Origin of the sequence: Flavobacterium sp. 270, assembly GCF_004368785.1 — a bacterium.
Classification (GTDB): Bacteria; Bacteroidota; Bacteroidia; order Flavobacteriales; family Flavobacteriaceae; genus Flavobacterium.
Window position 1 is genome coordinate 1 of record NZ_SODM01000012.1, and the last position, 7,694, is coordinate 7,694.

General features: G+C 30.4%; 5 protein-coding genes. All 5 read left to right on the plus strand.

Annotation, left to right across the window (positions count from 1 at the left end):
- A partial coding sequence (locus EV144_RS24260) for a hypothetical protein (RefSeq protein WP_166670630.1) occupies nt 1–275 on the plus strand: 275 nt, incomplete at its 5' end.
- 422 nt (nt 276–697) lie between these two features.
- Nucleotides 698–3,913, plus strand: coding sequence for an amino acid adenylation domain-containing protein (locus EV144_RS23975; RefSeq protein ID WP_134151669.1), 3,216 nt, complete (start codon nt 698–700; stop codon nt 3,911–3,913).
- A gap of 288 nt (nt 3,914–4,201) precedes the next feature.
- Entirely contained in the window at nt 4,202–6,424 is a 2,223-nt protein-coding gene (locus EV144_RS23980) for a bifunctional alpha,alpha-trehalose-phosphate synthase (UDP-forming)/trehalose-phosphatase (RefSeq protein ID WP_134151670.1), read from the plus strand.
- Nucleotides 6,425–6,442: 18 nt separating this feature from the next.
- A complete protein-coding gene (locus tag EV144_RS23985; protein ID WP_134151671.1) occupies nt 6,443–7,348 on the plus strand; it encodes a DUF6734 family protein in 906 nt (301 codons plus the stop codon).
- Nucleotides 7,349–7,435: 87 nt separating this feature from the next.
- Nucleotides 7,436–7,694 (plus strand): hypothetical protein (locus EV144_RS23990; RefSeq protein WP_134151672.1); only part of this gene is annotated, 259 nt, incomplete at its 3' end.

Consider the following 7,694-nt stretch of genomic DNA (forward strand, 5'->3'; position numbering starts at 1 on the left):
ATGAAGATCAGGATTTTAAGATTCAAGTATATTATTTAGAGGGATTTGTAGATAAAATAATATTAGAATTATTAATCAAGAGCTTTAATCGTTTTGTAGTCGATTTAGAAGATAATATTGAAGTTTGTTTATCAGAATATGCAATAGTATCCGAAAAAGAAAGATTACAATTATTATTAGAGTTCAATAATACCGAAGTAAATTACCCGAGAGACAAGACAATCGTAGATTTATTTGAAGAGCAGGGGTATTTTGCAACAATTCATACCAAATAGTTAATGCTTGTTTTTGAATTTGATGTTAATAATGAATCTTTTATTACGAAAACGTTGTAATCGGTCAAGTAAGGTTGGTATTTTCACATCCCTCAATGTTTTTTTTGAAATATGTAAAAAAAAAACATTTTTTTCTTTTTCTCTAAAAGCTTTTAAATTAATCTATTGCTATACTGTGATAAATTGATATTATGAGATTTTTACATTTTATAAGAAAAAATACTTCTGAATGTGGAAAACCGTAAAGATTTACTTAATAATCGTTTTATATTAGCAAAATTAATTATGAATATTTAAATTATTTTAATAATAATTTAGGTAAAATTCTGGTATAATGGGGGCGAAAGTAAGGAATACTGTGCTATTGTAAAATTAAACGAAAAGACAGGATCGTGCCTTAAAAAGTAAGAATATAAAAATTTATGGATGAGAATACGATAATAGACTTATTTAACGAGCAAGTTATAAAAACACCAAATAATATTGCTTTAATTGTCGGTGATAAATGTTTGACATATAAGTTTTTAGATGATAATTCTAATCAGTTAGCTAATTACCTTTTAGAAAATTGTAAAATTCAACTTGAAGATTTAATTGGGATAAAATTAAATCGGGACGAATGGATGATAATTTCATTGTTAGCAATATTAAAATCAGGTGCGGCTTACGTACCTATTGATCTTCATTACCCAAAGCAACGTCAGGATTTTATTGAAAAAGATACCAAATGTAAGATAATTATAAATCAGGAATTCTTAGAGAAGTTCAATTTAGTATCTTCTACTTATTCTGATCATAAACCAATCAATGTACTTGTTTCATCTCGAAATCTTGCATATGTAATCTATACTTCAGGATCAACAGGAAAGCCTAAAGGAGTTATGATTGAACACAGAAATGTCGTTTCTTTTTTAAGTCGAATTGATGTTCAATTAGGGTTCGAAGATTTAAATATTGTTGCAGCTACAACAAACTTGACTTTTGATATCTCGGTGCTTGAAATATTTGGGACAATATGTTTAGGGAAGAAAATGATTTTGATTGGAGAAGACAAATTATTTGATCCTGATTTATTTGTTGAAGAAATAATAAAAAACAAGGTCGAAGTATTGCAGCTTACGCCTTCGAGACTACAACAGATATTCAATACATTGTTTAAATCACCTCTTCTGCATCTTCAGAAATTATTGGTAGGAGGAGAAGCATTTCCAAAAGAAACGTATAATCTCTTGAGTAGAAATATAAATTTAGAGACTATAAATGTTTATGGTCCTACAGAAACTACCATTTGGAGTAGTTTTCTGGATATTAAATCTACTGACAAGCTTTCTATAGGGAAACCTTTTGAGAATGAATACATCTATATATTAAACGATAAATTGCTGCCTCAACCCATAGGTGTAGCTGGAGAATTGCATATAGGAGGCGCAGGCCTTGCTCGTGGTTACTTAAATCTTCCGGAATTGACCATGGATAAATTCATAAAGAATCCATTTATAAAAGGAGATCGTTTATACAAAACAGGGGACTTGGGTAGATGGCTCACTGATGGTCGTATTGAGTATATGAGTAGGAAAGACGATCAGTTGAAAGTTAGAGGCTATCGCATTGAGGTTGGGGAGATTGAAAGTGTATTACTTCGCGTTCCAGAGATCACCGATGCAGTAGTTTTACCCTACATAAAAGACGGTTTAGTAACAGAACTTATTGCATATTTCGTATCAAATAAAGGGTACGACATCAAGACCTTAAGAACACATTTAGGTCAAGATCTTCCAGATTACATGATTCCTGGTCACTATGTCCGAATGGACATTATGCCATTAATGATAAATGGTAAAATTGATAAGAGATCTCTTCCTGATCCGACAGATCTTGGAGTGAATAGTGGAGTAGAGTATGAAGCTCCACGCAATGATATAGAGGAACGAGTTGTGAAAATTTGGCAAGAAACGTTAGGAAGAGATAGGATAGGGATAAATTATGACTTTTTTGAAATTGGCGGCCATAGCCTAAATGCTACCAGCATGTTGAATAAAATCCGTAAGGAGTTTGACGTAGAAATTTCCTTTAGCCAATTTTTCGCGAACAGTAAAATTTCTCTAATATCAGAGTACATAAATAAAAAGAGCAATGAAAAGATTAGAGAGGTTCCATTGTTTCAAAAACCCACTGTTTCAGAGTATGAAAATTTTTCTGACCAGGAATATTTTGATGTTTTCCATCAGCAGGAAAAAGAATATATGAGGAGAAGAATCCTGGATGTAAACAATTCATATAATATGTCCTTTTATGTTCTGTTTGAGAAATTAGACACTTATATTCTGGAAAAAGTAATCCAAACTATTTTTGAAAGACATGAAAGTTTAAGGACTTCATTTAAAATGAAAGAAAACATATTGAAACAACATATAACGAAAAACTTTTCCAAAATACCAATAGAATATATCGATGTTGCAGGTGAGAAAAATAAGGATGAGTTGATTATGGACATTCGTCAAAATGCAAGCAACACAGAATTTGATTTAGAGAAAGCACCTTTGGCTTATTTGCAGGTTGTGAAATATTCTGAAGAACTGTCAGGACTACTTTTTACTTTAAATCATACAATTTCTGACGATGTTTCCATGAGAAATCTAAAAAATGAAATTCAAACGCTTTATGACGCCTATTTAAAAGGAAAGGATTCCCCGCTGGCACCTATTAAATTTCAATATAAAGATTATGCCATGTGGGTAAATACATTTTTGGAAAGTGAAAAGTGGTCAGTATCAAAGAAAAACTATTTATCTAAAATTTTACAAAGTATTGAGCGTACAAAAAAGGAGAATGCCCAAGGTAAATGTATATCCTCCAGAATACAGGCAAAAGAAGTATGTTCCTATAGAAAAAATTTGACAGCTGAATTATTACAAAATCTTTCGGACGGAAAAAGTATAAAACAGTTTGAAGATGCGTACGGTACCATTGTTAATCTGGTTGCAGATAAAGGAGCAGTATACAAGATGATTATTAAAGAACCGCTATTCAGTAAACTTAAGGATATGGCCTCTTTAAATGGATCCAGTTTATTTGTAAATATTATTACAATGTTATCACTTGCCTTTTATAAATCAAAAGATGTTAAGGATAGCAGGATATATATTCCATTTTCCACGAGAGTATTTGAAGAGTTTGAACCCATCGTCGGATGGCTTACTTCTGAAATAATTTTACCTATATCGGTAAATGAATCCTTGCTTTTCAGAAATTTTGCTGAACAGGTGGCTAAGGAAGTATTTGAAAATTCAGATTATAGATTCTACTCTTATGAAAAAATTCTTAACGACACAGATGCCCCTTTACATCTTTTAGCACCGGTTTCCTTCAATTTCGTTGTACATAATGAAACTGATCTCACAAATTTTGATGAAGGGCACCGTCAAAACGGATCTGGACATTTTGATTTTAAGTTAGAAGCCACACAGTATAAAAATGCTTTAAATTTTAATGTTGAATATAATCTGAAAGCGTATCAAGCCAGTGATATAGAAAATATAATGAATATTTATGTTGGCATCATAGAAATTTTGACAGAAAATTCAAATCTATTTGTATCAGAAATTATAGGTGATAAATCTATTTCTTTAGCTGTTTAGCTAACTAGAATTTTGAAAATTACTTGGGATAACTTGTAGTCTGTGACTTAATTTATTTATGGCGATATGAATTAATACAGAGATTTGTAAGTATTGAGGTCTTTTTTGTTACGAATAATACTTTCTATAATTGTGTTAGAACTAACTAAAACAGAAAGTTAATTTATTTAAATTTTACTGTGTGAACTTCAAAACTTTTGAAAACGACCCAAATAATATGTAATGTTTCATAATTTACTTTTCGAGTAGTTAAAAAAAAATTATTAGTATTAATTAATCTTAATAAAGATGCGCTTAATTATTGTTTCCAATAGATTACCTATAACTATCGATAGGTCAACTAAAAGTGGATTGAAAAGAAGTATTGGAGGTTTAGTGACCGGTATTCTATCTTATACCAATAAAATAAAGTCTGGGGCTTCAGAATTTGAGGACTACTTATGGATTGGGTGGGCAGGAAAATCTATAATTGAAAGTGAGCAGGAAGCTATAAAAAGAGAATACAAAGAGAATTACAAATATGTTCCTATATTTCTAGACGAGAAAGTTCAGAAGGGATTTTATGAAGAGTATTGTAATAAAGTTATTTGGCCTTTGTTTCATTATTTTCAAGACTTTGCAGATTATAAAAAATCCTCATGGGATTGCTATAAACAGGCAAATGTAATTTTCTATAACACTATTAAGGAGCAAATAAAGAAAGATGATTTCATTTGGATTCATGATTATCATTTGATGTTACTACCACAAATGATTCGGAATGATTTTCCAAATGTTAAAATTTCTTTTTTTTTACATATTCCTTTTCCCAGTTATGATATTTTCAGGTTATTACCTTTGGAAAATCAGCAAGCTATCCTTAATGGATTGCTAGGGGCAGATGTTATTGGTGTGCATACAATAGACTATGCTCAAGAATTTCAGAAAACTATTTCAAAGGTTCTGAATTTTAAAGCTGTACAAAATATAATTAATCTAGGTGATCGATTTTCAAAGATTGATATTTTTCCTATGGGAATAGATTATAAAGCAATAAAAGAAATTTCTATAAGCGAAGCGTGCAGTCAAAAAAAGAAAATCACAAAAGAAAGATTAAAAAATTATAAAATAATTTTATCAGTAGATAGACTTGATTATACAAAAGGTATAATTAATCGTTTAGAAGCTTACTATAATTTATTATTGGAATACCCAGAATGGATTGAAAAAGTAATATTAAAACTTGTTATTGCTCCATCTAGAAGAGAAATTAATTCTTATAAAAAAGTTAAGAGGGCGATAGACGAATGTGTGGGTAAAATTAACGGGAAATTTAGTTCAGATAATTGGATCCCTGTAGAATATCAATATTCCCAATTAAACCTTGTTGAGCTATGTGCTTTATATGGAATTAGTGATGTTGGATTAGTTACTCCGTTGCGTGATGGCATGAATTTAATGGCAAAAGAATTTATAGCGGCCAATAGCTCTGATCAAGGGGTCTTAATTTTAAGTGAAACAGCTGGAGCAGTAAATGAGTTATTTGATGCAATCTCAATTAATCCATTTTCTGTAGACGAAATTACTTCAGCTATACATAAGGCATTAACGATGTCTAAAAAGGAAATACAACTGAGAAATGAGAGAATGCATTTGAGACTAAGTTCTTATGATGTAAGTTCATGGGCAAATGAAATTATACAAACTACTCAGGAAGTAAATAGCTCAAAGATATCATTATTGAAAATTGGAATTAAAGATGATAAAAAAAAGAATATGCTCCAGCATTATAAGGAGGCAAAATCATCCGTATTTTTTCTAGATTATGATGGGACACTTTCACCCATAGATCGTAATCGAATTGAAGCAGAGCCAACACAAGCAATTTTAGATACAATTGAAATGTTTTCCAGTAGAGAGGATACGGATGTTGTTATCATAAGTGGACGAGACAAACTAACACTATGGAAATGGTTTGCACACCTTAATGTCGATTTTGGAGCTGATCTTGGAGCTTGGATTTCAGAAAAGTCCGATTGGAAGTTATTAGGCGATTTTAATACAGATTGGAAAAAACAAGTTGCACAAACAGTATCTCGATATGTAGATAAACTACCAAATTCCTTGATTGAAATAAAAACATTTTCAATAGTCTGGGATTATAGAATGGCTTGTTCTGAGCTTAGGGAACTACGAATTACTGAACTTATTAATGAACTAAAAAACAATGATAAGATCACGGATAAAGTTGATTTTATTACTGGAGAAAATACGTTTACAATTCAAAGTAAGGGGACTGGTAAAGGGAATGCAGCTACCTACTGGCTGTCCAAAAAGAAATATGATTTTATTCTTGCAGCTGGGGATGATGATTCTGATGAAGAATTATTTGAATCAATTCCCAAATATGGGTATTCTATTAAAGTTGGGAAGGGAAAGACTGTTGCTAATCATAGATTAAAGGATCATGATGCAATAATAAAATTATTAGATGCACTCGGTCATTGTAAGAGTCAGAGTAAATTAGTTTAATTAATTCAAAATATTTTCATGAAAATTATTCAAAGTCTGTGGACTAAGCCAATGCTAAATGAAGATAATAAAACTGATAATGGGAGATTTTCAGGTGGTTGGCTGGAAAGCAAGTATCATTTAATGAGTTGGGCTTTCAGTTGTTTGCAACTCAAAAAATTTTATAAAGAGGTTGAACTCTACACTGATTTAAAAGGAAAGGAATTACTGATTGATATCTTAGGTTTACCTTATACAAAAGTTCATTTAGTATTGAACAGTATAGATCATTATCATCCAGATTTATGGGCATTGGGAAAAATTAAAGCCTATAGTTTGCAACAAGAGCCATTCCTTCATGTAGATAGTGATATATACATAGGGGAAAGGTTTTCGGATAGTATTGAAAATGCAAATTTAATTGTTCAAAATTCAGAAATGGGTTATTCATTCTATAAACCACTGTATGAGGATTTAATAAGAAATAATTTTTTTTTCCCGGAATCATTAATTGAAAATAAAAAAAATGAAACTGAAGTAAATGCATATAATGCTGGGATAATTGGAGGGAATAATATCTCTTTTTTTGAGCGTTTTACTTCTGAAGCTTTCAATTTTGTAAATAGAAACCTAGGCAAGTTAGATAGAATAAATATAGGAAGATTTAATACAATCTATGAACAACATTTATTTTATTGTATGTCGCAGTCCGAAAATATTTCTGTAGAATGTTTTATGTCAGTGAAAGATAAGTATAAATTAAACCACGAATTAAAAGGTTTTGAATATTTCAAGAATGCCCCAAATGAGAGGAAATATATTCATCTTTTTGGTGAAGATTGTAAAAAGAGTACAATATACTGTGAGGAACTTTCAAAAAAAATGCATTCTATGTATCCTGATTATTTTGAAAAAATTAACGAGATAATGTTATCGAAAATCTGATAACATATTTACCTCGATTACAAGAAAAGAAATACTGTCGCAATTATAAAATTAATATTCGCATTAATAATGCATAATTTTTAACAAATGGATAACTCGGATTTAAAATCAACAAGTTTATATACTAACTACTGGAAGAAAAAGATAGTAAATAGAGGTAGGGCTTTAGTGTTGGATAAGGAACAAAAATGTCTTGCTTCCTTTTCTATCAAAGCCAATGAACTACATTATTTTAATAAGCTTACTAATAAAAATAAAATAGCGCAATATACTGTTGTAACGGCAATTTATACCTTTCTACTAAATAAATTAATTCTCGATTTTGATGGTTATCTTATAGCTGGTT

Excerpts from the sequence above, each read along its gene's own strand:
- EV144_RS23985 (WP_134151671.1), top strand. The coding sequence starts at position 6,443 with ATGAAAATTATTCAAAGTCTGTGGACTAAGCCAATGCTAAATGAAGAT.
- EV144_RS23975 (WP_134151669.1), top strand. The coding sequence starts at position 698 with ATGGATGAGAATACGATAATAGACTTATTTAACGAGCAAGTTATAAAA.
- EV144_RS23980 (WP_134151670.1), top strand. The coding sequence starts at position 4,202 with ATGCGCTTAATTATTGTTTCCAATAGATTACCTATAACTATCGATAGG.